The organism is Algoriphagus locisalis, from assembly GCF_900116615.1.
GTDB classification, from domain to species: Bacteria; Bacteroidota; Bacteroidia; order Cytophagales; family Cyclobacteriaceae; genus Algoriphagus; species Algoriphagus locisalis.
The window spans coordinates 946,662-971,234 of the sequence record NZ_FPBF01000001.1; the positions used below are offsets into that span (position 1 = coordinate 946,662).

Here is a 24,573-nt window from a genome sequence, read left to right on the forward strand (position 1 = left end):
GAAGAATTGATTTATAAAAAGATGCTTGAAATAGTGTCCTTAGACTTATTCAATTTAAGCATCACATATTTCTTTAATCTTACCCAGCGATCAAATAATTTGAGTTCTTTATTGAAATCCTCTCTTAGCGCCAATTCCTGGGTGTGATTTCTCTTAGAATTGGGATCGTAAAGCATCGCTGTGCAAAGACAGTTTTGCCTGTTTTTGCTCATTAATATCTCGTAATTGACACAGCTTTGACATCCTTTCCAGAACTCATTGTCGTCAGTAAGATCTGAGTAGGATACAGGAATATAGCCTAGCTCTGAGTTGATTTTCATCACTGCAGCTCCAGTAGTTAATCCAAAAATCTTGGAATCAGGATATTTTTTACGGCTAAGTTTGAATACCTCATTCTTGATCTTGCGGGCAAGACCATATTTTCTGTATTCAGGGGAAACAATCAAACCGGAGTTTGCTACATACTTACCATGTCCCCAAGCCTCGATGTAGCAGAAACCTGCCCATTTTCCATCGGAAGTTAATGCGATCACAGCTTTGCCCTCATCCATTTTGGTTTCCACATAAGCTGGGCTTCGTTTGGCAATACCAGTTCCACGGGCTTTTGCGGAATTTTCCATCTCATCAGTAATCTGAGAGGAATATTCCTTGTGAGAAGGATTGGCTACAATAATCTGAAATGAAATGTTATCCATTAGGGATTGCATGTGTTAATTCCGATGAAATCGGAAAATTGGTAAATAAATCAAAGTGTAAAAGGGCGAGCGCGTACTCCGCGTAGGAATACCATTATTCAACATAGGGTTAAACCCTATAGAAAAATCTACACGTCCTTGAAGGAGTGAAAAAAGCAATAGCAACAGCTTTCACCACTACTGTTGTAGCTAGAGAGAAGGATGGCGCTATGTGATTTACTTGTGTCATGCGTAATAAGGTGGCAAAATTCATTCCTTAGAAAAGAAAATGCAAGGGTTTTAGGAAAAATTATAATGATTAAAGAAAATTATTTTCAGATTCATAATTATCCCCTGTCAAACTTGCGAATCTGACCGTTTTCAGAATATTATTTGGCGTGCTTTTATCTTGAGAAAAAATACTTCCTTTCAAAGAATGTAGCTGATAATCCAGACGATCAGAAGTATAATAGCTACCCAGGTGATCCATGGCGAGCGTTGTGGGAATTCGAATTTACAGATAGGGCAAATCTTTGCTTTGGTATCTATCTCCATCGCGCAGGAAGGGCATTCTTTTGTTTTCACGATTAGCTGAACTCTTTTGGCTTGATTGATAGTTTAGCTAAAGTTACTTAAAGATTTTACTGATGAAATCGAGCAAGACTGAAAAGTAACACACTGGCATGATAATAAACACTGCGAGATTCCATCCCGTATCCTTTGTCACGGGACAGGTTATGGCCTCTAAAAAACAAATTATAAACACATGAAATCGAGCATGTCGAAGATCGTCACACAAATGGATGATTATTTCTCATGCGAGATTCCATATGACCATAGAAAAACAAAAATAAACATATGAAAATAGAAATATGGTCTGACGTAGCATGTCCTTTCTGCTACATAGGCAAAAGAAAACTAGAAAAGGCAATCGAGAGATTCCCTCAAAAAGATAAAATAGAGATCGAGTGGAAGAGCTTTTTGCTTAATCCAGATCAGGTCACACAGCCAAATAAGAGTTCGCAGGAATATCTAGCTGAAGTAAAAGGCTGGTCACTGGAGCAAACCAAAGAGATCACAGCAAATGTGGCAAATATGGCTGCTCAGGAAGGGCTAGAGTATCACTTGGACAAAACGGTGGTGGCAAATACCAAAAAGGCTCACAGACTATTGCATTTGGCTAAGACAGTTGGAAAAGGTGATGAGATGAAAGAAAGTTTGCTGAAAGCTTATTTCACTGACGCTGTCAATATCGATGATGATGCTGTTTTACTAAGATTAGGAAAAGCGCTTGGACTGGAAGAAACTTCAATTCAGGAAGTGCTGACCACTGATAAGTTTGAGAATGAAGTTGACCAGGATATTTACGAGTCCCGCCAATTGGGAGTAAGGGGAGTCCCTTTCTTTGTTTTGGACAGGAAGTTTGGCATCTCAGGTGCCCAGCCAGATGAGGTTTTTGATCAGACGCTGGAGAAAGCTTGGGCTGAATATGCAAAGACTAATCCTTCTCTAGAAATCGCTGAAGGTAGTGGTGAAGCCTGTGAAATTGATGGTATCTGCTAAATAACCCATATCAAAAACATCCTCAAAATAACTATTTGCATGCTGTTGCTGCTTTTTTGCGGCAGCAGGGCAAGCTATTCCCAAGGTTTTGTAAAGAAATACATCAACAGTCTGATCAATGATACCTCGGATATTAGAAACCCACAGTTTTTGGTTTATCCGACATTGGCCTATTCACCGGAAACAAGCTGGGAAATCGGTCTTTCATCATTGTATGTGTATTACGCAAAAAGAGACACTACTAATAGACTGAGCGAAATCAGTGGTTTTACATTTTTTACGCTGGAAAACCAATATGGACTTTGGTTTGATCACGCCTTGTATTCGGATCAGAGCAAGTGGTTTTTTCTGGGACGATTACGGTTTCAGAGCTTTCCCCTGAAATACTATGGAATCGGAATGGAGAGCTCGCCGGATTACTTGGCATTGGTGGAAGCAAATCAGATACTCATTAAGGAACGTGTACTTCGTAAAGTAAGAAGTAACCTTTTCGTTGGAGTTGAAATGGATTTTCAGCGCTTGGGGTCGGTTAATTTTGTCTCAGCGCCTGAGAGTTCCGGCTTCGAACTGCCAAATGGGAGCGAAGGATCTACCAATTTTGGTTTGGGTGCCGGTGTAGTATATGATGACAGGCATAATGTGCTGAATGTGAGAAAAGGATTTTTCTCTGAATTGGGCTACCTGAAATACTTTGATGGTTTAAGCGACTACGAGTTCAGTACAGTAATATCTGACAGTAGATTCTATAGGCCAGTTGGAAAGCATACTGTGTTTGCAGCGCAGCTTTTAGGCCAATTTAATAGGGGGAATATTCCTTTTAATCAGATGGCATTGATGGGAGGAGACAGCATGATGCGCGGTTATTACTCAGGACGTTTTCGGGACAATAACCAACTAGCCACACAGGTTGAAATGCGGTTTCTTCCACTTCCCTTGGGATTTTCAAATCGGATCGGGGCGGCTGCTTTTGCAGGAGTTGCAACGGTTTTCCCGGATTTCTCTAATCTAAATCTAGACAAAATAGCCTGGTCTGCAGGCGCTGGATTGCGTTTTTTACTATTCCCCAAAAAGGATATCTATACCCGCCTGGATTATGCATTCACTGCAGAAGGATCAGGGTTCTATATTTTTATTGGAGAGGCTTTCTAATGGATTTTCAGAGCTTATTTTGAAAGAGAAATATAGGAACACCTACTTAGTTGATTCAATGTTCTTATTTTTTTTTAAAAAATGGTATTTAAGTCCTTTTATTTATAATTCACTAATTTTTAGCAGGTTGTATAGATCATTTCAACCAGATTTTAGGTAAGAAATTGAAGTGAGTAGAAATTTTATTAATCTTATTTAGATTAATTACAATTAAGAATTACTTTTGCTGCTGTTCAAACAGGAATCTATGAAAGCAGCAATACTTATACTTACTTTTTGCGTTAGCTTCTTAATAGCTTTTGGAGGTTATTCCCAAACCGGGAATGTGACCGGCACCTTGACATTTGAAGATGGAGCACCCGTAGCTTTTGCCACAGTTTACATCAAATCTTTAAATAAGGGAGTGCTTTCTGATGAAAATGGAAGATACGAACTGGTAGCTTTACCCTTTGGCATTCATCAGATCGCAGTTAGCAGTATTGAGGTCCAAAAACTTGATTTCAATATTACAATTGACAAACCTTCTGTACAGGTGTCAACCAAGCTTCAACGCGCAGCAGATAATGAACTAGCGGAAGTTTTAGTAAAAGGAGAATCACACAAAAGTGAAATAGAAAAATCCGGATTCGCCGTCAATATAGTAGATACCAAAGAAGCTAGCCTACGAAATATTCAGACAAACGAATTGTTAAACACTACCGTAGGGGTTAAAATCCGGCAAAACGGTGGTTTAGGCTCTGAAGTCAATTACAGTTTAAATGGTTTGTCAGGAAGTGCTGTTCGTATTTTTATCGATGGAATTCCCATCTCTGCATATGGCAATTCATTTAACCTGAATAGTATTCCGCCTTCAATGATCAAGGAAATTGAAGTGTACAAAGGGGTAGTTCCCGGGCACTTGGCAGATGATGCTCTGGGTGGAGCTATCAATATTGTGCTTCAAAATTCTGTTCAATCAAATTTCAATGCTTCCGTTTCGTATGGTTCCTTCAATACCTTACAGGCTAGTTTAAACGGTTTGCATCGTTTCAAAGAATCAGGCTTCACGGTTAAAGGATCCCTCTTTTACAATTATTCCGACAATGACTATAAGGTCTCTGGCAGAAGCGTAGTGGTGACAGGAATAGGAGGAGTGCAAACTCCGATTACAGCTAGAAGATTCAATGATGCCTACAGGTCTTCAGGGGGAATGTTTCAGATTGGCTATACTGATGTAAAATGGGCAGATCAATTTTTAATTGGCTTCACAGGATCCAGTGATTATAAAGAAATCCAACACGGGGCTTTTATGACCATTATGCCTTATAAGGATAGATTTATGGAATCGGATGCGGCTCTGATGAATCTCACTTACCAAAAGAAAGATCTTTTTACAAAAGGGTTGGATATCAATGTAAATGGCTTGTACGGCAAGAGAAACCGTATGGTAAGCGACACGCTCGCCTGGGCATACAGTTGGAATGGAGAAAGGGCAATTGACTTCAGAGGGAATGAATACAAGTATTCATGGAATTCCCAGCAGGAAGGTGGACCTACACTGGCTAGAATCAATAGAAATGTGTCTTCCATTCGAACTGGGGTTTCATACGCGGTTAGCAAGAATCACCGATTCCTACTTAATCATGTGTATAGCGGCATAGATCGAGTGGATACTGATCAGTTGAGATCAGTTTTGGAAAATACGTTCAGAGGAACAAGAGATCTGAAAAAGAACATTGTCTCTCTTACCTATGAGCTAAATGCTTTGGATGAAAAACTCAATGCAAATGTTTTTGGAAAATACTACCAGCAGGAAACGATAAATATTGACCCTGAGATCAATCAGGAAACCAACGAAATAGTAGATGATATTACCAGAGCCAACAAAATAGATGAAGGCTACGGATTTACAGTTTCCTATGCTGTTCTTCCAAATATCACCTTGTTAACTTCAGCAGAAAAAGCTGTCAGACTTCCAAATGAAAGTGAAGTATTTGGTAACGATGGGGATAATGTGGTAGCCAATCCTAGCATCAGACCTGAGCTTAGCAATAACTTTAACCTAGGATTGCGCCTAGGCTCGTTCAACATAAACAAGCACGATTTTACCGTTTCTTCCAATCTATTCACCCGTAACATCAAAGACAGAATAGGTTTGCCTATCGAGACTTCCTTGAATGTCAATGACGAGACCATACTTTATGAAAATCAGGGGAATGGAACTTCCAAAGGGTTTGACGCACAACTAGACTATACATTCAACAACAGTTTTGGCTTGAACTTCAATGTTTCCCGATTTGATCTGAAAATAGTAAACAGAGGCGTGGAGATTGATGTGCCAAACACGCCATTTTTTACCATGAATGGGAGTTTACGCTATTCATTTAAAGATTTAATCCAAAAGGATTCCCGGTTAAATCTCTTTTACACCATGTATTTCACAGATGAATTTTCCTACCTGGTGCCTCAGGGATCAAATACTGTGGGCGATGAGTTCTTTAAAGTTCCGCAGCAATTAGCTCAAGATGTAGGACTTAGTTATGTCTTTCCAGCCGATAAGTTGGTGATGAGTTTTGACATCAAAAACATCTTCGACAAGCCTGTGTATGATAACCTTTCCGTGCAAAAACCGGGGAGAGCATTTTACCTGAAATTAAACTATAGAATCAATAATTATTAACCAATTAATACCAACTACCTAATGAAACACACTTTTAAAAATTTCCAAAAACTGACTGCAATTCTACTGGCAGGTGGACTCTTGGCAGCATGTACTGAAGACCCGACTCCAAACCCAAATCCAAACCCGGGTCCAGATGGAGAAAGTAGATGGATCACTGTGGCGGCAGCAAGAATGGGTGATAATCCTGGCGACGGAAATGGAGGAACATTAATTTACTCCCTAAGCAGTGAGGAAGCTAAAGACCCTACGGTATCCATAGCTCCTTTTGATAACGGCTTTATTGTTCCTTCTAACAGAACGGCCAGATTACAGTCTTCTGAGGATGGTAACACTATTTTCAACATCAGCTATGCCGGTGATACGGGTGGGCAGTACACGAAGTACACCGTAGAAGGTGGCCAAGATTTCACTCAAAATGGCACTGGAGTAAGTATCGCGCCTTATGTAGGTTCTGCTCCAAGATGGATTAAACTATTTGATGGAGATCAAACAGGAGCAGCAGTATATGTGAATGCTGAAGCACAATTTGACGACAATGATACACCAGAAAACGCCACTGATGACACTTATTTGCGTCACGAGGCAACTATGGGAGTTGTGACCTTGAATTTGGTAAATTCTTCTATCATAGATTTCCAGGAGAGTTCTTTGGCTCTAAGTGAAGAGGAAGAAGCAAACGGTTATTATATCTCAAGAATTGATATGCCGACCTTAAATGCAGCCGGAGATAAATTGTACATAGGAGCTCGCTTAAGCAAAGTAGATCCAGCCACTGGTGAATCAGATAATTCGGGAGAAATTTTAGGCTCCAAAACCATTGTATTGGATTATCCTTCTTTGTTGAATCCAACCGTAATTACTTCTGCTGTAGGATATGGAAATACCAACGGATACCGTAGTATCAACGCTTTTGAATACAACGGAAGTGTTTATCAAGCCAACCAAGGAGATCCAAATGGTTCGCATATCCTGAGAATCGGTTCAAACAACCAATATGACGATTCATATGTGTTTAATCTAGACGATGCTTTGGGTGTAGAAGGTGCGTATATTCTAGCGTGGAGACCTGCTGCAAACGGAAAAGCAGTGATTGCTTATCGTCATGACGGGTCTGAAGAAGGAGTCGCAGGTGCACAGGGATTCTTTGCTTTGGCGGATCTAAACGCAAAGACAGCTGTGAGACTTGATGACATCCCTTACGAAGCTGACTTTTACTTGTTCCAGTACCAAGGGTTCGTAGTGGATGGTACGGATATTTACCTTACTCAAGCTCCAGTAGGTAAAAATGGAAACATCTACGTGGTAGATACCGAATCAGGTGAAGTAACCAAAGGAGCTCAACTAGAAAACGTTGACGGAAGCCACTTTATAGGGGTATTCTAAAACAAGTTAAGTTCTATTTTTCCAGCAAACAGCTGGAGAAAACCAAAAAAAATCCCGATAGATTCAGCTCTACCGGGATTTTTTTGCTCCTTGAAACTCTTACCAAACGCCTCTATTTTTCATCTGCAAGGTATAAACTGCATCGGAGGCAGTGATAAATAATGTTTTTCTGTCCAGAGACCCAAATACAACATTTGCAGTCCATGCAGCAGGGACAGGTATATGTGCTATTTGTTCACCATTCTTATTAAATACTGTCACGCCTTTTCCGGTCAGGTAAACGTTGCCTCGCTCGTCTATGGTCATACCATCAGATCCCATCTCGCAAAAAAGCTCCTTGTTGATCAAGTACCCATCTTCCCGTACTTCGTATTTATAGGTCTTTTTGGCACCGATATCAGATACATACAGATATTTGCTGTCAGGTGTTCCCACGATTCCATTGGGCTGAACCAAGTCTTCTGCCACAGCGAAAAGTTCTGTTCTATCGGCTGACAAAAAGTAAACATTTTGACCAGTTTGCTCTGACTCCTTGGTTCTTCCTTCCCAATAGGCCCGTGGATAAAGCGGATCAGTAAAATAAATACCGCCTTTTGGTCTTACCCAAAGGTCATTTGGACCATTCAGTTTTTTCCCTTTGAAGGCTGTAACCCAAACCTCGTGATTGCCATCGGTATCGAAAGCCCAGAGTTCATTTTTATTGTCTGCAGCTGCCACCAAGGTGCCGTCAAGAAGGAAATACATGCCATTTGATCTACCTGCATTTTCTTTAAACACACTCACCTCATTAGATAGCGCATTCCACTTATGAATTCGATTATTAGGTTGATCAGTGAAAAAGACGTCACCAAAGCGATTTACAGCTGGACCTTCGGTGAATTCAAAGCCATCTTGGACTTTTACTAATTCTGCATTTTTTGCCACAATGCCTTTTTTGTCTTCTATTTCCTGAGAAAAACTCTGCGTTCCAACGAAGAGCGCGGCCATAAATAAGGTTGATTTAATAGGGTTCATAGTGTTTGATTATTTTCTATTCATTGCGACCACTAGCACATTAAGATCTTCGCTATAGGCCATTCGGGTGATGTTTTGATGCGTATTCATTTCTATTTTCCCAAGTGATTTCCACTCAGAATTACTGTATTTTCGTATAAAAATTTCATTTCCAGAAGCCATCAGTAGGTGTTTTTTATCCAGCCAAATGAAATCCTGAGACCCAGAAATTCCTTGAAGATATACTTCTCTATTACCATTTTCAATATCGTAGCTTTTAATAATGCCAGCTTGACCTGCGTAAGGCTGAGTCATATAGGTTATTTCCGAAGTCTTTGGCCGCTTGTGGATAGAGCGAGATATCGCTGAATCAATTTCTAATAGGTCATTCCTACCTCTTGCATAGATCAACTTATTTGGAGCACCGAGGACAAACATCGCCGCTTTATTGTCATACCAGTCGTAATAACCAACAGGCTGTATGTCATCGTAAAGTAGTTCCGCAGGTTCGAAGGAGGTAGGGTAGAGCCAGATTCGCTGCGTGCTATCTGCTTCCATCACCACGGCCGAAATGTACATTCCACAATCTGTAATCTTGGGCGAAAACTCACTTGTATCGGCTGTTTTGGAAAGATTAGTGAATTTTTCAGCTTCAAAATTATAGACGATAATGTCATGATTTCCTTTTTCATCAGCAGCAGAAAACACCAGTTGGTAGTCATTGATAAAACTTGGCTGGTTATCATATTCAGCCCGATCAGTGAGCGCATACGCGGTTTCAGGCAATAATTTAAAGTTATTCCCCTTTCCGCTAGTAGGTATTACCCATAGGTCAGTTCCTACTTGGGCAAAGCTTGAATACACTAAAATCAGACAATAAATAGAGGTGAGAAAAAAACTCTTTTTAATCATTAATGCGAAATTTTTCAACCAAAGTACAAAAACAAGGTTAGAATGCTGTGAGCAAACTAAAACTATACCAGAATATTGAATTTGACCACTTGAGAACTCTTCAAGATCCGCTTGCAGATCAGTTGGTTAGCGTATTGGTAAAAAATCCAGAATTAATCACTCAGATAAATTCTTGGGTAGAAATTCCCGATGAGATAGAAGCTTCCTATCCTGCAGCGTTTCAGCACTTTTTCAACTTTTACTTAAAACAAAATGAATTTCCTGAAGAGATTTTGGCTCAAGGTCAAAAAATCTTTGATCAAAAAGGTGATTTATACTTGGCAATGCTGGGATTTTACTCCTTGCCTTATGCTTATGCGTTTGGAGATGGGGCAGAGGTGCTGGTGAGGTCAAAGAGAATTCTCAATGATATAGGTCGGAGATTAGGAGAAACGGGAACGTTTATCCTGGATATATTCGAACCAGGGGCATTTCTCACCAAAAAGAAAGCCTATTTGACCTGTGCTAAAGTTCGGTTGATCCATGCTTTCAGCCGTTATTTTATTTCTAAGTATGCCCATGATTGGAATGATTCATTTGGGAAACCCATCAATCAAGAAGATCTAATCGGAACCAATCTTTCTTTCAGCCTGATCGTCATCCGAGGTTGGAAAAAAATGGGTTTTAGCGTGAGTTCTCATGAAGTTTCAGTGATCATGTTGTATTGGAAATGGGTTGGACGATTGATGGGAATTCAGGAAAAGTACTGGCCGGATAATCCCAAGGAAGCATTTGCACTTGAAAAACTGATCAGAAGAAGACATGTTAAATCTACTACAGCAGGACATCAATTGATCCAAGCGTTAATTGCTTATTATAAATCAAGTATTCCAGATCCTTTAATTTCTGGTCAGGTGGTTCCGATTTTGAATTTTTTCTTAGGAAAAGAAGTCTCTCAGGCGCTCAATATCCAGTCTTCCATTCCAGTCAATGGGGAGTTGCTTGGTTTGGTTTTTAAATTCTCTGGTTGGAAAGCTTATGGTACTGCTAAAGGATATACTCAGATTGCAAGGCAAAATGAATCCAATCAAAAGGCTTTATATGGGGATAAACTGGAAATAAAACTACCTGAATTAAACCGTTCATAACCGTACACTTTTATGTTCGTTTGCATTCACTTACCTTAGCTTAACCTGTTAAATAAAGCATTCCAAGGCACTTTTTATCAATGGCATCTTTTTCGTACATCTAGCAAATATGAAGGTAATCACCCGATGGATATCAAATTTGCCGCTAGAGCTGATCTTCTGGATCGGAAGTTTGGTAGCGATAGTTTTCCTGGATCCTCACGGAGGGAGTCATCTAAGTCTCTGTCCGCTGAGCCAACTGGGATTTGATTGGTGTCCGGGTTGTGGCTTAGGAAGGTCGATGAATCTACTTGCAAGAGGGGATTTCCAAGCTTCCTGGAACATGCATCCGCTGGCTCTGCTGGCATATGCGGTTATTTTCTCTAGAATTTGGCAACTTATTAAAAACCTAAAAACAACACACAATTATGGCTAATGTATTAAGACACCTTCCCGAATTGGAAGGAATGGAGCTGGGTTATATCCAGGGTTTGATGAAAAATATGGATGAGGATCAGGCATCGCTTTTTGCGCAGGTTTATCGCGCCAGAAGAAAAGACGCCCAGATGATTTTGATTCTGACATTGATCGGTTTCTTTGGATTTGCGGGATTGCATAGATTCATCTTGGGGCAAATAGGCCTGGGTATCTTGTATTTCCTGACCGTAGGACTTTGTTTCATCGGTACCATAGTCGATTTGGTGAACTACAAAAGCCTGGCGTATGAGTACAATATCAAGGTGGCTCACGAAACCATGAATCTGCTAAACGCAAATTACCCTGGAGATGTGACGAACACGACTCATTGATTATAAATAAATGCATGAAAAGCCGGAAGAAATTCTGGCTTTTTCTGTTTTCAGGCTTATTTGATCTCAGAATCTTAGAAACCTGATCTGTTTGTTTTCATTGGTAATTCAAGAACATGTTTGAACTAAAAAACCAATCTGTACATGAGCATCATATCAAACTTGAGATTGCTTTTTTATAAGTAGAAGAACTAAACCTTGGTAGTCATTTCTATATGCTCGATTCCATCTTCTAAATATCTTTCTCCAGCATTTTCAAAACCAAGAGATTGATAGAATTCGTTTAAATAGGTCTGTGCACCAATTCTTACGGAGCATGGCCCATACTTTTCTAAAATAAAGGAAAGAGAATCTTTCATCAATCTTCTTCCTGCACCCGTCCTACGAGCTCTCATATCACTAACCACTCTACCTATGGAAACTTCCGAAAATGACGCTCCGGCTGGTAATACTCTTGCATAGGCCACCAAAAAATCATCTGCCTTGATCATCACATGATCGGCTATCTGGTCCTTATCATCAGCATCCTGAAAAACACAATTTTGTTCGACCACAAATACTTCATTGCGAAGTCTGATGATCGAATATAGCTCATGATTACTGAGTTCCTCAAAGGATTTTATTACTGTGGTTAATTCCATTTTAAATTAAATGTGTTTGTAATATTTTCTTATTCAGGTTTGTAAGTAAGCACAATAGCTGAAGAATATGAAAGTGTTGATTGAATAACATCTGAAGAGGCTTAAAGGTAAAATGGAAAGCAAAGAGTAAAAAGGGGAATCGTTTCTAATTGACCTGTGAGGATTCTAAACAACATAGCCAGAGTGTTCACCACTTCATGCACTTTATGACTTTTGTGGTGGATTTTAACCGCCGTGGTCGCGGAGGTTTACACGGAGAGCGCAATTCCAATTGCTGTGATTCTTCTCCAGAACCTTTACTTGTGCGCTATGGTCAATCGGAACATATAGCTGGTAACTATAAAATGCTGAATTTTCTGGATCAGCTTTCCATAAGAACGGATGATAATTTGAGTTATTAGCCCGTAAAATATTCTTGATTTTGAGGGTTTTGTCGATTATCCCAAATTGCTAGAATCACAATTTCATTCGGGTATTCCTCATAAAACATCAAGTAATCTTTTACGATTTTTGACCGGACACTTTGATTGTTTGACAATTTGCCAATCTGAGGATTTGATTGGATAAGTCTTGTCGCTTCCTTGAATAATTCATTAAGCTTAATCGGATACGCATTGGATTTATTTCTACCCTTCCAATAGGATAAAATTTCCTTTCTATCCAATTCAGCTTTTTCAGTCCAGACTACTTTTTTAGCCACTCGTCAATTTCTTCGTTAAGCTGATCGTCACTTTTCACTTTCCCAGAAAAATAGTGAGATCTTCCTTCCTCAACTGCATTAGTTTGATCCGTGGACAATATCAATAAATCGGATTTATCCACGTCAAAATTTAAAAGTCGATTAACCTCATCAAGAATCTTGGGATCATTGATTTGCTCTATTTTTTCGATTAGTCTTCTCTTTACCTCTTTCGCTTTCATGGTTGGGAAGTTTCCTCTAAAATAAGATTTTATTTCTAAAATTACCTTGGCTGATATGGTTTGTAATCTGCATTTTTTAACCACAAAAGCCACAAAGAAAACAAAGTCCTTGACCATTAAATTTGAACATTGGCAATTGACCATTTTTCACCTCACCAATTATCCTCATCTTTTTTTTGCTGCGCTGAAACTTCTAATAAATCATTTCCAAAAAGCTCTTCTCCTTTCTCAGAAAGCAATAAATGAATTCCGTTCAATTTTTTATGAATTGCCTGTAAAGTCTCAAAGTCAGGCTGCTGAACATGGAAAGGAATGTTGATTAGGTTATCTGCGTTTTTAGCGAAAGGAGTAGGAGTATTACTACCAAAGAAGTATGGCCAGAGTGTTTTGCCGCAACTGATACCCCAAGTCGTAATTGGATAATTCTCTTCGTACTGCTGGAGCCGCTCATTGATCTCCTCAAAAAACTGCTCTGATTCACCTAGTCTCAATCTCGATCCAGCTCTCGATTTTCCTTTGGTTTTTAGGTATTTGATCTGGCTTTTCCCTTGTTTTTGACGAACCATATAAGCCCTGAAAACTTTGTGATCAAGCATTTTTCCATTGTGAAAATAGCCCGTCACAGCTATTCCAGCACGGATCATCACCAAAGCCAAATGAAAATCATCTTTCAATGAAAGCTTTCCCGATTCATTTGGCGACATACTCCATGGAAGAAATACCCGAGCCAGCCAGGAATCAGAATCTGATATTACCCACTGATGCTTAGAGATATCCAAATCGCCGGTTAGCCGATTATTTTCTGAGATCTCCAGAATCGATTGATACTTTTCAAGACTAATTAACTTTGGGTTGCCGGAAATCATAGTGGGGGAGGCTTTTCACTTATATTTGCACAAATTAACCGAAAAATCATGGACGAGGAAATCCAAGGCTTGATCAAGCGCATGAGCGATCCTAATGAAAAGGAAGCTTTTTATTTTGCTGATAAACTGGGCAAAAAACTTGATGAAAGTGGCCGAGATGCTGTAATCGAATTAGTGAAAGGAGATAACTGGGAGGTTTCATATTTAGCCTGCCGAGCACTTTCCCAATCATCATATAATGAAGAGTCTTTGGATGCCATTTTTGAAGCCATCAATGACAAGAAAAATCGGGCGCATCAAGGGGCTTTTGTTCAGATATTAGAGGAATTTGATTTGAGTTTGCGCTTTGTGGATATTTTTAGGGTTTTCCTTTTCGGCAATTTTAAAGCTCAGGCACTCGCCAAAATGTATTTGGACGAAGTGGAATTTGATATGACTCCTCGCACGCTTCGCAAAGCTGAGAAACACTGGAATCATTATTTGCACAACCCCGAGGATGAAGGAAGCCTGCAATTGAAAAAACTTGAAGTAGAACCAATTCTAGAAGAAATACGAGAATTATTTTCTGAGGACTAACAACATTTGTCCGATTATTGTGTTTTTACAATACAAAAAAGGATGTTGGTCATGAAAAAACAGGATGTTATTTGCTTGCAATCAGATTTTTTCAAATCGAATGGGTTTGACTTAAATCATTCTCAATTGTTTTTCGAAAAGGTTTATCCCCATGGAAAGCAGGTAGTTTATGTCCATTTTGTAGAGGGATCTGATGAAAGCTGGGTTGAATATCACCTTGGAATCCGCATCAATGAAGTAGAAGAATTGGTAAGAAAGTATTTACCTACACCTGATCAATACGCAAACCAATCCCTTACTTTAGTACAAACTCCGCACAATTTGGGGAAATTTTACCCAAGAAGAATCAGGATTACGAATGATAAACAGTTATCGGAATTGCTTTATTCCATCGAGAACTTCTTTTTAATGACAGGTTTTAATTGGCTAAATCAAATGATAAACCCTATCATCTTAGAGAAGGAATTCCTCAATCATAAAGAGGATCCATTTGAGGTTTATAATATGGTAGAATCTGCTTTTCGATCTACCGCGCTAAGCAAACTCTATAATCCTGAGGATTACCCTGTTCTTCGACAGTCATTTCTGGAGAGAATCAATTCAGAGGAAATGACTCCTTTCACCATTGCTGCTTTTCTACAATTTTTGAATTACCTAGACAATATGAAGTCAGTGGCGGCTTAAAAGCGCTTTTTCACGCCTCTAACTGCTTCAGCTGAGATTGGATTCTCCGGCCATTCGTGCTTTGGGTACCGTCTTTTCAGTTCCTTCTTCACCTCAAAATATCCATTCTGCCAAAAGCTTTTCAGATCCTGCGTGAGCTGCACCGGTTTGTAACCTGGAGAAAGCAACTGAATTAGTACATTTACTTTTCCATTGTTTACCGTGGGAGTTTCCAGCAAACCAAACAATTCCTGAAGTCTTACAGCCAAAAGTGGGATTTCGTCTTTTCTATATTCCAACCTGATTTTACTTCCAGAAGGAACTTCTATTGTTGCCGGTGCAAGCTTGTCCAATTCCTTTTGTTGCTCAAAATCAAGGGAATGCAAGAGAATCTGACTTAGGTTTAACTTTTTGAAATCATCGTTCTTTTGAATTCTCTGAAGGTAAGGAACTAGCCAAGTTTCAGGTTTTTCGCATAGTTCAGCTACTGACCAATTGGGCCAAGATTGCTCAGGATTCCAGCTTTTTAAGCTTTGCACCCGCAAAATCAATTGCTCCACTTCTTCATTGAAGTCCAGCAAATATTCACCTTCCTCGCGGATTGCTTCCAGTATTGCTTCCGTTACGTCTCCATCGGAATACTTTGCCAAAGGTCTAGTGCCAAGGATAATTGATCCGATCCGAATCTCAGCGTGTGCCTGTAAACCGCCTTTCTTTCTATCCCATTTTAGCACTTCTTTGGTTTTCAGCATGGGAGCCAAATCCTTGGGATTAATTGGTGCAGCCATCCAGATTTTGCCCATTCCATCCCGCGCATCCACATGAGCTACGGCAAGCCAAGATTCATGAGCAAGGTCATCCTTATGGCCGATTTGAGCTATTTTCCCATTTGCCAACTGGAACTGGGCATTATTCCCAGGTCGGGCAGCGGCGATACGTTCTGGATATGCGTAGGCTAGTAGCAACCCCGTTTGCCAAGGATCAACCGGGCCATTTTCAGGCTGAATAGAAAACATCTTGCGGTAAGAGGCAGCCATTTTTTCTATTTTTTTGATTCGGGGAATACTCACATTATGCTGTCTGAATCTTCTCAGGGCTTCAATTCTCAGATTCAAATCCACTCCGACATCTCCTCCCAGCGGATCTCGTTCATCCAAAATCGCAGCTATATCAGTCGCTAAACCCAATTGATCTATCTCGGCTGCATTGATCAGCATATGGGCGATTCGCGGATGTGTTGGCAGATTGTGAACTTCCTTTCCATGAGGAGTAAGTTCTCCATCCACAATAGCTTCTATGGATTCCAGCGTTTTTTCAGCCAAGGCCAACGTACCACCCGGAGGAGGTGTCAGCCAAGTCATGGAACGGATATCCTGTTTGCCCCAAGCTTTCATATCCAGCACCAAACCTGTCAAGTCAGCTTCCATCAATTCTGGCGTACGGTATTCATTCAGTTGGTTTTGAATGGCTTTGGTCCATAGTCTATAACTGTGACCCGCGGTCAATCTACCAGCCCGACCAGAGCGCTGATCTGCGGAATCTTGGCTGATTCTATGCAAAACCAATCTCGACAAACCAGATCTTGGATCAAATCTGGATGATTTGGCAAAGCCTGAGTCCACTACCACTTTAACTCCCTCTATAGTCAGGGAAGTCTCTGCAATATCTGTAGAAAGCACAATCTTCCGCTTTCCCGAGGGATGAGGCATAATTGCTCGATTTTGATCCCCTGGCGAAAGCTGTCCATAGAGAGGAAGAACAAGATCATCGGGCAAGGCTTTTCTTAAAATATCCTGAGCTTTGCGGATTTCACCTTGACCCGGAAGAAAAACCAAGAAATCTCCCTCGTGAACTTTTGTCAAAGGAATAATCTGCCGTGCTGCATCTTCGCCAATCGAATATTGATCGACTTCATTCATGTAATTCACTTCCACTGGATACTGCCGACCTTTGCTCTCGATGACTGTGGACTTGAGCAAACCTGAAAGTACTTTAGAATCAATAGTTGCCGACATCAGCAAAATCCGAAGATCAGGTCTCAACACCTGCTGTACTTCCCGGATCAGTGCCAAAGCTACTTCCGAGTGAAGGTTTCGTTCATGAAACTCATCGAAAATCACCAAGCCCACATCTTCCAGTGCATTGTCAGCATGAAGCATACGGGTCAAAATCCCTTCTGTGATCACTTCCAATCTGGTATTCTCAGAAATAGCCGATTCGAATCGGATTCTATAGCCGATCAGATCACCCAACTTAGTATCCGTCATGGATGCCATTCGCTGCGCAATGGTCTTGGTAGCCAAGCGTCTGGGTTCCAGCATCATGATCTTCTTGCCGGCAAGCCAAGGTTCGTCCAGCAAGGTCAAGGGTAGGAGTGTACTTTTTCCCGCACCGGGTGGCGCCTGTATAATCAGGGAATTAGCATTGGAAAGCTGGGACTTGACTTGAGGTATAATCTCCGCTACCGGGAGGTCAAAGGAAGAAGGATCAAAATTTTCGAGCATGGGCTGCAAAAATAGGGGATTCTGAGTAGAAGATTAATTGCTCGGGATCATTTCGATGAGTAACGAGGAGAAATCTCATTCTAATTCCGATAACCCACTTGAAAGTAATTCCGAAATCCTTAATTTGGTCACAGCAGAACTTCTAATGCTTGTGGACTTTGGCGATATAAAAGCAATTGGGTAGTGGGAGTTGAGTTTATAAAAGTGTTGTGTTTCATGCTGGAAATCGCCGAATAAAGTTGACCTATTAGACTACTTTTGTATCTTTGCAAAATGAATAGGAAGCGAGAACTCTATTTCTTTAAGGAGTATTTCGAAGAGTTTTACAGCCAGCAGACCGATAAGGTGAAAAAGAAGATTCTTTGGACTCTAAGAGTAATCGAGGAACTTGAGCAGATTCCAGAAAACTATCTGAAATTCATCAAAAACTCTTCAGGAATTTATGAAATAAGAGTTCAAGTTGGAAATAACATTTTCAGGATTTTCTGTTTTTTCGATATTGATAATTTGGTTGTTATTGGACACGGATTTCAGAAAAAAACACAAAAGACACCGAAACAGCAAATTGAAAAGGCTGAACAAATAAAAATGGAGTATTATGACAGCAAAGAATAAGAACCTAAAAAGCCTTGACCAATTCATCGATGAAAAAATTGGTAAAAAAGGAACAGAGGAAAGAGAAGAATTCGAAAATAATTTTGATTCTTTTAAACTTGGTGTGTTGATTCAACAAGCACGAGAGCAAAAAGGAATGACTCAACAGCAGCTTGCAGAACTAGCAGGAACAAATAAGTCTTATATATCAAAGGTAGAACGAAATCTTAAAGACATACGGTTTTCGACTTTGCAAAGAATTATAAATGAGGGACTCGGTGGACATTTAAATATCTCCATTAATTTAGATTAGAAAGAAAAAAGCACGAAGGCACAATCGGGGATGCGGCCTCGCCACCATTAAGTTACCGAGGTGCGCCTCTCACACCTCGGTACATACAGGTCTTCCCGATTCTCGGGACAGGCTGCATACGGCGGTTCATTGAATCTCAGGCTTTGATTTTTGCACATACCTTATCTGGTTGTTAGCCCCAAAACCCTAAAATCTCTAACCCCTTCTCCAAGTCCACACAGATTCCTTATTTTCGCCAGAACCTAGACGATAAATGAGAATTATGAAAAGCACCTTTCTGTTAGTTCCACTTTTCTTTTTAATCTTTTTTTCCGCTTTTGCCCAAACGGATAAATCTGCAACCAAACCCAATATCATTCTGATTTATGCGGATGATCTGGGGATTGGCTTATTGGGGCATGAAGGACAAGAAATCATTAAAACTCCTAATATTGATCGATTGGCGGCTGAAGGGCTGAGATTCCAGCGGGCTTATTCCAATATGCTCTGCGCACCTGCACGGGCTTCTTTGCTTACCGGGCTTACAGATACCCATGCGAAGGGCTTTGAGATCACCAGTGGGGGAATTTATCAGAAAATAGCAAGTGAAAATCTGAGTTTGGAAGAGATCCAAACGCGGATAAACGATAAGCTTTCTCCCGTCCCGAATGATCAGGTTTTCTTAGGCGAAGTCGCGAAAAGTGCTGGATATGTGACTGCGCAGGTGGGTAAATTGGAATGGGGCTTTTCTGCTACTGACCAGCAAATGAAACGACATGGATGGGATTATTACTTTGGCTACTTAGATCACCAGCGGGCTCATGGGTTTTATCCTCCGTACTTATTTGAAAATGGAGAAATGGTAGAAATAGAAGGGAATACCCTGCTAAATAGCGGGAAATCAGGAGAGCCGGAAACTGCCGAGACCTTTCAAGAACGCTGGGATATGAAGGGTAAGAAGCAGTATTCCCAAACGCTTTTTATGGACAAGGTTCTGAGCTTTATTACGGCAACTAAAGATCAGCCTTTCTTTCTATACTTTCCTACGCAGTTGCCGCATGGACCTGTTTCTATTCCGGCTGTTCACCCGGATTTTGAAAATGACGAGCGCTTGACTCAAATTGAGAAGGAATATGCTTCCATGGTCAAACTCCTGGATGATAACGTGGGGCAGATCCTTCAGAAACTGGAGGAATTGGGAATTGATGAAAATACCCTAGTCATTTTCACCTCCGATAATGGACATGAAATCTATTACAGTCAAGCTGGACGAACCCTGAAGCCCTATACCAATATGGAAACGGGGGAGCGCTTCGATGACTACGAAAGGAAGTACTATAGCGAATTGGCAGGCGATGTATTCGATGGCAACGGCGGTAGAGCAGGAATGAAGCGAAGTAATTTGCAGGGCGGAATCAACGTACCGATGCTGGTCAGATGGCCTGGAAAGATTCAAGCAGGCCGGATCAGCGGGCGACTGGTGGCCAATTACGATATCCTGCCTACCATCGCTGAATTGGTGGGTTATTCCAAGGATTTTAAGACAGACGGGATTTCTTTCTATCCTGAGTTGCTAGATAAAGCTGAAGAGAATACCCATGAGTTTGTGGTTTATTCCTCATATATAGGTCCTACACTGATCACAAATGATGGCTGGAAAATTAGAACTCATATGGGAAAAGAGGCGTTTGAGCTATTTTATTTACCGAATGATTTCAGGGAGGAAAATGATTTGTCTTCTAAATACCCTGAGAAACTAGAAGAGCTAAAGTGTAAACTTTTGAAAGCCTGTGATGGAGATTTGAAAAACGGGCATTATGGTTCAGGGCGAAGCCAGATAAGATTGGAGTGATTTCGCCTTACTAGCATTCTGTATTCGGCGAGGTCTATAGGGAATTATACATTTATATATATCCGCTTTTAGATCATAAAAGAACCTGAAAATATAGGATTGGGTCATGTCCAAAAGCGGTCTTATATAAGCTTCTGCAACTGTTCATCTAACTTTCCCCAAGTTCCCTCTGTTCTGTAGGGAACGAAATTGGCAAATAGTTCTTCTGAATACCAGCCTAATTCTCTGGTTTTTTTGATCACCTCCATGTGAAGTGGATTTCCGTAGGCATAGTTGTGCATAGCTTCGTACGACTCCCAGATGCTGAAAGTAGCCTGCATAAACCAAGGGTATTCGCCAATTCCTATGGAATAAATTGAACCTTTGACTTCATCCACTTTTTTTCCCAAAGAGGGGACTTTGCTCCAAAATTTTGGTAGAAATTTCAGTTTAATTCTAGCTCTGGTAATCACCGCTATTGGACCGGTGGGAGTTATGGCTTGGGTTTCGTATGGGTTTGTGCCAGACCAAAGTCCATGCGCTCTAGTCGCTTTCAAATAGATGGTATATAGTTCGGAGGTTCTATTCTTAAATTCTGAAAAGGCATCAGATTTTTCAAAGAATTCATCTGCAAGGCTTTCTGACTCCCATACACAATGAAGCGCATAGATATTGACATTCAGCATTTTAGAAAAACCATTCTTCCCTCCGCTACCCATTAATTTGAAAAACTGAAGACCTGGAACTTTAGCTAGTATTTTAGGGGCTTTTTGCATTTGAGCAAAAATCCAAAAGGCATTTAAGCCCTCGAATCTCAATAAGGTGACTGTACTGACCTGTGAAACTGTTTGATTACTCATAGCTGGAGCTTGTCCTTTTTATCCATTAGGTGAAGCAGAAAAAGGTGTTCCTGCTAGAAGATTTACGTAAAAAGACATGCCATACTTACCACTTTTCATTTAGCCAACTTGAAAATCTAACCAAATGGAGACCTGCTTTTGCACTTTTAAATGTATATCATAGTAGTAATTGTGCATAAGGCTGTTTTGTTTAAAAAAGTGGAATTAATTGGATAAAATCCCCACAAAAAAACCACGAGATAAATCCCGTGGTTTCAAGTTCATGTAGATTGAGAATCTTATGATCCTAGCTTAGCTGAAGCTTTTCCATATTCCCATCTGATTTCAAAACTGGATGGCTTTACTTCATACACCAATCGCTCTTCCAAAGAAGAAGTCTGTCCAGAAGGAACAGAAACTCTCAATGCATCTTCAGCAGAATCATAATCAAATGCTCCCCATTGCTTAGCAACTTTATTGAAGATAAAAGTAGAAGACGTCTCACCTGGGATCACAAAGAAACTATAAGTTCCGGCAGGCAGATTTTTACCTTCAACCATGATGTCTTTTGTAGTTGTGAAGGTGGTTGCTTCATTTGCACCAGCTCTCCATACTTCTCCAAGAGGAACCAGGTCTCCCCAAATCATTCTACCTTTTACAGCAGGAGAAGAGTAATTGATAGTGATTTTAGCATCGCCTACCATACCTTCTGCGGTTTTGGCTGGACTAGCTTTCTCTTGTGCAAATGCCGCAAGACCGATAAAGGCCATTAGTGCAGTTGCTAGTAAACTCTTTTTGAAATTCATTGTCATTGGTTTTAGATTTGCCTTCAAAATACGACATTTTATCAAAACAGAAAGTCTTTGATTCTATGAAAGTTTGCAGATGTCGTATGCCCGATGTTTTTACCACGTTATATAACATCCATAGCGCTACATCGGTCATCCGACACCCAGCATCTCACATTCATTTAAATCTTCACCCAAGCTTCCTTGGTATTACTTTCTACGATAGCTTCACCTATAATCAACTCTCTCAAGCCGTCTGCAAAGGATGGATAAGTAGGATACTCTGGCTGCTTGCCATCTCGGATTGCTGCATAAACTTCTTTGAAAAGTTGCTTGGAAGTATCTGGGAATCCTTCTTGGTGACCTCCTGGGAAGCTTACCAAAGAACGCGCGCCTTCGTCAACCAAGGCAGGATCTTTCATCAAAATGGCATTTGCAGTGTCTCTTTTGCCAATCCAAAGTTCGTTTGGTTTTTCAGCATTGAATTCGAAGTTAGACTTCGAACCTGCAATCTCTATATTCAGACGATTCTTACGTCCAGCATTTACCTGACTCACGACGATAGAACCTGTGCGTCCATTATCGAAACGAAGCATGATCGTCGCGTAGTCTTCCGAAGTCACTTCATATTCCTCGTAATCCTTTGGATCAAGCGCTTTCCCAGAGAAAGATTCTACTGCTTTCAATGGTTTCAATCGGGTAGGGTGGACAATAGAGAAATCAGCCATAACAGCCGTAACTTTCAAACCAGTCACATACTCAGTCATATCCAAGAGGTGAGAACCAATATCTGCCACTACTCTTGAACCACCAGACTGCTTTGGATCCAATCTCCAACTATAATCAGTTTTATGAATAAGCCAATCCTGAAGGTAAGAACCCATCACAGAGTAAACATCTCCCAATTCGCCTTTTTGACGCATCACACGCATCTGGCGTACCATTGGGTAATATCTCAAGTTGAAATGAACAGCATTGATCAATCCAGTTTCTTTGGCCACTTTGACAAGCTCTTCAGCTTCTTCAATGGTTATGGAAAGTGGCTTCTCACAAACCACATGTTTGCCGGCAAGCATACAAGCTTTTGCCTGGGGAAAGTGAAGGAAATTTGGTGTACAAATGTGAACCACATCTATGCTTTCATCCTTCAACATGTTTTCAAAAGTATAGGCATTTGGGATACCAAGCTCTGCGGCTTTGGCATCTGCCACCTCCTGATTTACTTCTACAAGGCCTGTCACCTCGATATTAGGAATTCTTCTAAGTGCTTCTAAATGAGCTGGACCGATAAATCCGGTCCCTACGATAGCTGCTTTGATAGTCTGAGCCATAGGTTTTTTAGGTTGTTTTTTATTTTATTTCAAAATGTCAAATTAGGAAAAATGCCTCAAAACTTTCTCATTGCTGGGAAGTGATTTCAGGATAAACTGTCTTTGATTTCAGGAAAAAAGATGGGAAAATTACAAGAAAATGGTTTCTACTTGTTGGAAATCATTGAATTAGGAAGTGCTTTGGGTTCTAACCACCATTTTCTTTCGGTTTCAAGATTTTTATCCAATTCAATGAATTCTCCAATTTCAGGAACGTAAACTGGTTGGTTAATTTCCTTGGCTTTTGCGATCACCCTCTCAACTGGATCAGTCCAAGAGTGCATGGCTAGAGTGAAAGCTGCCCAGTGAATTGGCATAAATGTTTTTGCTCTGATATCCTTGGCTGCCTGAGCTGTCTCCTCCGGCACCATATGAATATCAGTCCAGCGCTCATTGTATTGTCCGCATTCCATCATGGCAAAATTGAAAGGGCCATATTTCTCACCGATCTGCTTAAAGTGAGGTCCATAGCCGCTGTCTCCACTGAAGAAGATATTGTCAGATTCACCTCGAATCACCCACGATCCCCAAAGGGTAGAGAAACGGTTGTTCAGGCCACGACCGGAGAAATGTCGAGCTGGAGTGAGAGCTAAAAGCAAGCCATCAGCCTGAATCTCATCCCACCAGCCTAGCTCATGGATTTTGGTAGAATCTACTCCCCAATCCTCGAAATGGGCTCCCATTCCCAAAGGCATATAAAATGACTTGGTTTTACCTTTCAGCTTCTGAATAGATTCATAATCTAAATGGTCATAATGATCATGAGACATGATGATCATATCGATCTGAGGCAGCTTCTCTACTTCAATAGGCAATTCCTTACTATATCTCTTTTTGCCCAGCAAAGGATGAGGAGACGGCACCTCACTAAACATGGGATCGATCAAAATGGTCTTTCCATCAATTTGAAGAAGAAAGGAAGAGTGTCCAAACCAAACCAGACGCGTGGGATGATCCTTATTTACCAATTCCAGTGAATCTCTGTATTCAATTGGCAATTCAAAATCCGGTCGGCGGGTTGGATCATTTTTGAAAAATTCAGGAAGCATTTTGATGGCTTCAGTAAAGTCCATATCCATATTAGTGGGCATGAGGTTACTAAATTTCCCGTTTTCGAAATAGTCCAGTTTTTCGTATTGAAGAACTTTTTCTTTGGATGGATTTGCTCCAAACTGTGGACTTAGATTGACAAATAATACAGCCACAATGGCTATAAGTAGAATTATAGAAATGATGGTGATCATTAGGTGTTTTAATGTTTTAAGGAAAAACTTAAGCATATAAAGCTGTAAAAGCGGGGATTAAACTATTGGCTTTAACTGAAAACCAAATAAAAAGGTGCGAGATACGGCGTTATTTCTTGCTCTTTTTTGCCTAAAGGGACTTTGAGGGTTTGTGCTTTTTTACAATAAAACTGCGCCTTTGCGCCTTGGCGGG

At 40.5% G+C, this 24,573-nt stretch carries 25 protein-coding genes; 12 read left to right on the forward strand and 13 right to left on the reverse strand.

All coding sequences use genetic code 11. The features are described 5' to 3' along the window. Positions 1–11: 11 nt before the first annotated feature. Both BM386_RS04120 and BM386_RS23590 read right to left on the reverse strand, forming a co-directional pair. Positions 12–695 (reverse strand): GNAT family N-acetyltransferase, encoded by a 684-nt coding sequence (locus tag BM386_RS04120; RefSeq protein WP_091691766.1) that lies wholly within the window; start codon positions 693–695, stop codon positions 12–14. A 408-nt stretch (positions 696–1,103) separates the two neighbouring features. After that, entirely contained in the window at positions 1,104–1,259 is a 156-nt protein-coding gene (locus tag BM386_RS23590) for a hypothetical protein (protein WP_170856992.1), read from the reverse strand. Positions 1,260–1,532: 273 nt separating this feature from the next. Between BM386_RS23590 and BM386_RS04125 the strand changes: the two genes are divergently transcribed. From BM386_RS04125 to BM386_RS04140, 4 genes are all read left to right on the forward strand, one after another. Next, positions 1,533–2,237, forward strand: a complete 705-nt coding sequence (locus tag BM386_RS04125) for a DsbA family oxidoreductase (RefSeq protein ID WP_091691767.1) — start codon at positions 1,533–1,535, stop codon at positions 2,235–2,237. Between the two features lie 39 nt (positions 2,238–2,276). Next, positions 2,277–3,386, forward strand: a complete 1,110-nt coding sequence (locus tag BM386_RS04130) for a BamA/TamA family outer membrane protein (protein WP_091691768.1) — start codon at positions 2,277–2,279, stop codon at positions 3,384–3,386. A gap of 247 nt (positions 3,387–3,633) precedes the next feature. After that, a complete protein-coding gene (locus tag BM386_RS04135) occupies positions 3,634–6,045 on the forward strand; it encodes a TonB-dependent receptor (RefSeq protein WP_091691769.1) in 2,412 nt (803 codons plus the stop codon). Between the two features lie 21 nt (positions 6,046–6,066). After that, complete coding sequence (locus BM386_RS04140; RefSeq protein ID WP_091691770.1) at positions 6,067–7,431, forward strand: hypothetical protein; 1,365 nt, start codon at positions 6,067–6,069, stop codon at positions 7,429–7,431. A 99-nt stretch (positions 7,432–7,530) separates the two neighbouring features. Here the strand turns inward: BM386_RS04140 and BM386_RS04145 are convergent, their stop codons facing one another. Together BM386_RS04145 and BM386_RS04150 are read right to left on the reverse strand one after the other, a co-directional pair. Next, positions 7,531–8,445 carry an SMP-30/gluconolactonase/LRE family protein gene (locus BM386_RS04145; RefSeq protein ID WP_091691771.1) on the reverse strand — a complete coding sequence of 305 codons (915 nt, stop codon included), beginning with the start codon at positions 8,443–8,445 and terminating at the stop codon, positions 7,531–7,533. 9 nt (positions 8,446–8,454) lie between these two features. After that, positions 8,455–9,336: a TolB-like translocation protein gene (locus BM386_RS04150; RefSeq protein ID WP_091691772.1), complete on the reverse strand. Its 882-nt coding sequence runs from the start codon at positions 9,334–9,336 to the stop codon at positions 8,455–8,457. Between the two features lie 47 nt (positions 9,337–9,383). Here BM386_RS04150 and BM386_RS04155 point away from each other — a divergent pair, with 47 nt between their 5' ends. The 3 genes from BM386_RS04155 to BM386_RS04165 all read left to right on the forward strand — a co-directional run bounded on the left by BM386_RS04155 (position 9,384) and on the right by BM386_RS04165 (position 11,251). Beyond that, positions 9,384–10,463, forward strand: coding sequence for an oxygenase MpaB family protein (locus BM386_RS04155; protein ID WP_091691773.1), 1,080 nt, complete (start codon positions 9,384–9,386; stop codon positions 10,461–10,463). 109 nt (positions 10,464–10,572) lie between these two features. Beyond that, entirely contained in the window at positions 10,573–10,878 is a 306-nt protein-coding gene (locus BM386_RS04160) for a DUF2752 domain-containing protein (RefSeq protein ID WP_091691774.1), read from the forward strand. Beyond that, positions 10,871–11,251, forward strand: a complete 381-nt coding sequence (locus BM386_RS04165; protein ID WP_091691775.1) for a TM2 domain-containing protein — start codon at positions 10,871–10,873, stop codon at positions 11,249–11,251. Before BM386_RS04160 ends, BM386_RS04165 begins: the two co-directional genes overlap by 8 nt. Positions 11,252–11,442: 191 nt before the next feature. Here BM386_RS04165 and BM386_RS04170 read toward each other — a convergent pair whose 3' ends face one another. From BM386_RS04170 to BM386_RS04190, 4 genes are all read right to left on the reverse strand, one after another. Then, positions 11,443–11,892 (reverse strand): GNAT family N-acetyltransferase, encoded by a 450-nt coding sequence (locus BM386_RS04170; RefSeq protein ID WP_091691776.1) that lies wholly within the window; start codon positions 11,890–11,892, stop codon positions 11,443–11,445. 397 nt (positions 11,893–12,289) lie between these two features. Next, entirely contained in the window at positions 12,290–12,592 is a 303-nt protein-coding gene (locus BM386_RS04180; protein ID WP_091691778.1) for a type II toxin-antitoxin system RelE/ParE family toxin, read from the reverse strand. Next, on the reverse strand, positions 12,577–12,813 hold the full coding sequence (locus tag BM386_RS04185; protein WP_139235839.1) for a hypothetical protein: 237 nt from the start codon (positions 12,811–12,813) through the stop codon (positions 12,577–12,579). Before BM386_RS04185 ends, BM386_RS04180 begins: the two co-directional genes overlap by 16 nt. 152 nt (positions 12,814–12,965) lie before the next feature. After that, entirely contained in the window at positions 12,966–13,679 is a 714-nt protein-coding gene (locus BM386_RS04190) for a hypothetical protein (RefSeq protein ID WP_091691780.1), read from the reverse strand. 48 nt (positions 13,680–13,727) lie between these two features. Between BM386_RS04190 and BM386_RS04195 the strand changes: the two genes are divergently transcribed. Both BM386_RS04195 and BM386_RS04200 read left to right on the forward strand, forming a co-directional pair. Next, positions 13,728–14,255: a HEAT repeat domain-containing protein gene (locus BM386_RS04195; protein WP_091691781.1), complete on the forward strand. Its 528-nt coding sequence runs from the start codon at positions 13,728–13,730 to the stop codon at positions 14,253–14,255. A 51-nt stretch (positions 14,256–14,306) separates the two neighbouring features. Then, a complete protein-coding gene (locus tag BM386_RS04200) occupies positions 14,307–14,939 on the forward strand; it encodes a hypothetical protein (protein ID WP_139235841.1) in 633 nt (210 codons plus the stop codon). Here BM386_RS04200 and hrpB read toward each other — a convergent pair. After that, the gene (hrpB, locus tag BM386_RS04205; RefSeq protein ID WP_091691783.1) at positions 14,936–17,422 is read right to left on the reverse strand and encodes an ATP-dependent helicase HrpB; all 2,487 of its coding nucleotides are present in this window, start codon (positions 17,420–17,422) and stop codon (positions 14,936–14,938) included. The two genes, BM386_RS04200 and hrpB, sit on opposite strands and share 4 nt — an antisense overlap. Before the next feature lie 273 nt (positions 17,423–17,695). On the opposite strand from hrpB, the gene BM386_RS04210 reads away from it, so the two are divergent. The 3 genes from BM386_RS04210 (at position 17,696) to BM386_RS04220 (ending at position 20,160) form a co-directional block, all read left to right on the forward strand. Continuing rightward, complete coding sequence (locus tag BM386_RS04210; protein ID WP_091691784.1) at positions 17,696–18,037, forward strand: type II toxin-antitoxin system RelE/ParE family toxin; 342 nt, start codon at positions 17,696–17,698, stop codon at positions 18,035–18,037. Further along, on the forward strand, positions 18,021–18,329 hold the full coding sequence (locus BM386_RS04215; RefSeq protein ID WP_091691785.1) for a helix-turn-helix domain-containing protein: 309 nt from the start codon (positions 18,021–18,023) through the stop codon (positions 18,327–18,329). The genes BM386_RS04210 and BM386_RS04215 overlap by 17 nt, the downstream gene beginning before the upstream one ends. Positions 18,330–18,591: 262 nt before the next feature. Further along, positions 18,592–20,160, forward strand: coding sequence for an arylsulfatase (locus BM386_RS04220; RefSeq protein WP_091691957.1), 1,569 nt, complete (start codon positions 18,592–18,594; stop codon positions 20,158–20,160). Between the two features lie 122 nt (positions 20,161–20,282). Here the strand turns inward: BM386_RS04220 and BM386_RS04225 are convergent, their stop codons facing one another. The 4 genes from BM386_RS04225 to BM386_RS04240 all read right to left on the reverse strand — a co-directional run bounded on the left by BM386_RS04225 (position 20,283) and on the right by BM386_RS04240 (position 24,380). Beyond that, complete coding sequence (locus BM386_RS04225; RefSeq protein WP_091691786.1) at positions 20,283–20,999, reverse strand: hypothetical protein; 717 nt, start codon at positions 20,997–20,999, stop codon at positions 20,283–20,285. Between the two features lie 278 nt (positions 21,000–21,277). Next, complete coding sequence (locus tag BM386_RS04230) at positions 21,278–21,784, reverse strand: DUF2911 domain-containing protein (protein ID WP_244545455.1); 507 nt, start codon at positions 21,782–21,784, stop codon at positions 21,278–21,280. A 164-nt stretch (positions 21,785–21,948) separates the two neighbouring features. Then, entirely contained in the window at positions 21,949–23,097 is a 1,149-nt protein-coding gene (locus BM386_RS04235) for a Gfo/Idh/MocA family protein (RefSeq protein WP_091691788.1), read from the reverse strand. 146 nt (positions 23,098–23,243) lie between these two features. Beyond that, positions 23,244–24,380, reverse strand: a complete 1,137-nt coding sequence (locus BM386_RS04240) for an MBL fold metallo-hydrolase (RefSeq protein ID WP_091691789.1) — start codon at positions 24,378–24,380, stop codon at positions 23,244–23,246. Positions 24,381–24,573: the final 193 nt, after the last annotated feature.

Excerpts from the sequence above, each read along its gene's own strand:
- BM386_RS04140 (WP_091691770.1), top strand. The coding sequence starts at position 6,067 with ATGAAACACACTTTTAAAAATTTCCAAAAACTGACTGCAATTCTACTG.
- BM386_RS04160 (WP_091691774.1), top strand. The coding sequence starts at position 10,573 with ATGAAGGTAATCACCCGATGGATATCAAATTTGCCGCTAGAGCTGATC.
- BM386_RS04210 (WP_091691784.1), top strand. The coding sequence starts at position 17,696 with ATGAATAGGAAGCGAGAACTCTATTTCTTTAAGGAGTATTTCGAAGAG.
- BM386_RS04120 (WP_091691766.1), bottom strand. The coding sequence starts at position 695 with ATGGATAACATTTCATTTCAGATTATTGTAGCCAATCCTTCTCACAAG.
- BM386_RS04190 (WP_091691780.1), bottom strand. The coding sequence starts at position 13,679 with ATGATTTCCGGCAACCCAAAGTTAATTAGTCTTGAAAAGTATCAATCG.
- BM386_RS04185 (WP_139235839.1), bottom strand. The coding sequence starts at position 12,813 with ATGAAAGCGAAAGAGGTAAAGAGAAGACTAATCGAAAAAATAGAGCAA.
- BM386_RS04235 (WP_091691788.1), bottom strand. The coding sequence starts at position 23,097 with ATGGCTCAGACTATCAAAGCAGCTATCGTAGGGACCGGATTTATCGGT.
- BM386_RS04200 (WP_139235841.1), top strand. The coding sequence starts at position 14,307 with ATGAAAAAACAGGATGTTATTTGCTTGCAATCAGATTTTTTCAAATCG.
- BM386_RS04130 (WP_091691768.1), top strand. The coding sequence starts at position 2,277 with ATGCTGTTGCTGCTTTTTTGCGGCAGCAGGGCAAGCTATTCCCAAGGT.
- BM386_RS04195 (WP_091691781.1), top strand. The coding sequence starts at position 13,728 with ATGGACGAGGAAATCCAAGGCTTGATCAAGCGCATGAGCGATCCTAAT.
- BM386_RS04165 (WP_091691775.1), top strand. The coding sequence starts at position 10,871 with ATGGCTAATGTATTAAGACACCTTCCCGAATTGGAAGGAATGGAGCTG.
- BM386_RS04230 (WP_244545455.1), bottom strand. The coding sequence starts at position 21,784 with ATGAATTTCAAAAAGAGTTTACTAGCAACTGCACTAATGGCCTTTATC.
- hrpB (WP_091691783.1), bottom strand. The coding sequence starts at position 17,422 with ATGCTCGAAAATTTTGATCCTTCTTCCTTTGACCTCCCGGTAGCGGAG.
- BM386_RS04170 (WP_091691776.1), bottom strand. The coding sequence starts at position 11,892 with ATGGAATTAACCACAGTAATAAAATCCTTTGAGGAACTCAGTAATCAT.
- BM386_RS04220 (WP_091691957.1), top strand. The coding sequence starts at position 18,592 with ATGAAAAGCACCTTTCTGTTAGTTCCACTTTTCTTTTTAATCTTTTTT.
- BM386_RS04240 (WP_091691789.1), bottom strand. The coding sequence starts at position 24,380 with ATGATCACCATCATTTCTATAATTCTACTTATAGCCATTGTGGCTGTA.
- BM386_RS04150 (WP_091691772.1), bottom strand. The coding sequence starts at position 9,336 with ATGATTAAAAAGAGTTTTTTTCTCACCTCTATTTATTGTCTGATTTTA.
- BM386_RS04135 (WP_091691769.1), top strand. The coding sequence starts at position 3,634 with ATGAAAGCAGCAATACTTATACTTACTTTTTGCGTTAGCTTCTTAATA.
- BM386_RS04215 (WP_091691785.1), top strand. The coding sequence starts at position 18,021 with ATGACAGCAAAGAATAAGAACCTAAAAAGCCTTGACCAATTCATCGAT.
- BM386_RS04225 (WP_091691786.1), bottom strand. The coding sequence starts at position 20,999 with ATGAGTAATCAAACAGTTTCACAGGTCAGTACAGTCACCTTATTGAGA.
- BM386_RS04125 (WP_091691767.1), top strand. The coding sequence starts at position 1,533 with ATGAAAATAGAAATATGGTCTGACGTAGCATGTCCTTTCTGCTACATA.
- BM386_RS04145 (WP_091691771.1), bottom strand. The coding sequence starts at position 8,445 with ATGAACCCTATTAAATCAACCTTATTTATGGCCGCGCTCTTCGTTGGA.